General features: G+C 61.9%; 2 protein-coding genes. Both read right to left on the bottom strand.

Going from position 1 to position 1,552, the window contains the following annotated elements; translation table 11 throughout:
• Positions 1–413, bottom strand: a 413-nt coding sequence (locus tag VLF18_RS09830; protein WP_325279448.1) for a hypothetical protein, incomplete at its 3' end; no start/stop codon positions are given.
• Between the two features lie 181 nt (positions 414–594).
• Positions 595–1,552: tetratricopeptide repeat protein (locus VLF18_RS09825; RefSeq protein ID WP_325279447.1), on the bottom strand; the 958-nt coding region annotated here is incomplete at its 5' end.

Genomic DNA, 1,552 nt, shown 5'->3' with positions numbered 1-1,552 from the left:
CGGCGCAGTTGTTCGACGAGGCGCCGGCCGTCGGCGGCGCGCGGCACGATCTTCAGCGCGACGTGCTGCGTGGTGTCGCCGAGTTCGCGCGTGGCGAGATAGACGCGGCCCATGCCACCTTCGCCGATCAGGCGTTCGAGGTAGAAGCCGGTCGTGGCAGGTGCGGAATCCTCGTCGACGAACGCATCGTCCATTGCGTGCGCGGCATGACCTGCGTCCGGCAGTCCCCTCGAACCGGTCAGCTCGTCGCGCAGCGTCAGCAGACGCCGCGCCGCCTCGCGCACCTCGGGCGACGGCGCCGCATCACGCAGATAAGCCGCCTGCGCGGCGGCAGGCAGCGTGCTGAGCGCATGGAACAGCGCGCGGACCCGACGCCAGAAGCCAGGATCGTCGAGCGAGGTGACGGCGTGCATGAACGAACTTCCCCGCGTTGGACCGGCCTCTGCAACGGCGCAGAACCGGCGGCGACGCGCAGCTGAATACCGAATCGTACGGCAAACGGGGGCGAAGTTTGAGCGGATGCGGGGAGGGGGATGTTTTGGCGTTGCGAGGCAATCGTTGGTGCCAAACGTTGGATGCTGCTGGCGGTGTTGGTCAGCGCCGCATCGGCGGAACGATCGTCGAACCGTCGGATTCGCGGTTCCAGCCGAAGAATGCGCCAAGCGCGTCGGCTTCTATAGACATGCGGACGTAGTAGTAAAGCTTGAATTGCCTCACCGTGCCGATCAGCGAGCCCGTCAGCAGCCTTGACGCGGCAGGTAAGTTGTAGCGTCGCAACGCAATGTAGGCTGAGTTGACGGGCGTAATATGGATCAGCTCACCGAATGCATACGTCGAGATCGCGATATCGTATGCCAGCGACGCATGGTAGTCGGCCTCGAACAGCTTCTCCTGCAGCACCAGTAACTCGGCAAGACGATGATGAAATATGGCGGCGTTGCCGCGCGCTTCTGGTGGGTTGGCGGCGATTGCTCGCCGAACCAAGCGTTCTGCTTCAGTGAGATTGCGGTATGAGAAATACTGTTGATCTGCGGCGTAGTAGTTGATGCTAGCCGTCGTGCGATGGGTCTTGCCGAATATGCGTTCGCTCGATTCAATGGCACGCCGATACAGTTCGCGCCCTTCGTCGAGGCGCTTGAGACCATCGTAGACAGAAGCAAGCCCACCGAGCAGCGCCGGCATCGTTTTGTGGTTCTCGCCGTAGAGCGAAATTTGCAGCGCAACTGCTTCTTCGTAGAGCGGCAAAGCAGCTGCAAATTCCGAGTAGACCGAATGCGATCGAGCGGTCTGCCGCAGCGTTTCGATGTACAGGGCATCGTGTGTTCGGCCGCCATTGCGCATGTCGTTCAACAAAATTCCCGCTTCCCGCTGGTAGTCAAGATGAGTTCCGGCGGCGTATAGGCCCGACGCCCGCTGGAGGCGTATCCAGTCCACTCGCTCGGGTTTGTAGTCGGCCCGTTTCGCGAGTTGCTTCAAGGCCATTTCGGTGGAGCGCAGGCTGCCCGGGTTGTCGCCGCTGCCCTGCAACGCTCGAATTTTTGCCTCCCACAAT

The organism is Tahibacter sp., from assembly GCF_035481375.1.
Classification (GTDB): domain Bacteria; phylum Pseudomonadota; class Gammaproteobacteria; order Xanthomonadales; family Rhodanobacteraceae; genus Tahibacter.
This window is presented reverse-complemented; position numbering and strand designations above follow the sequence as displayed.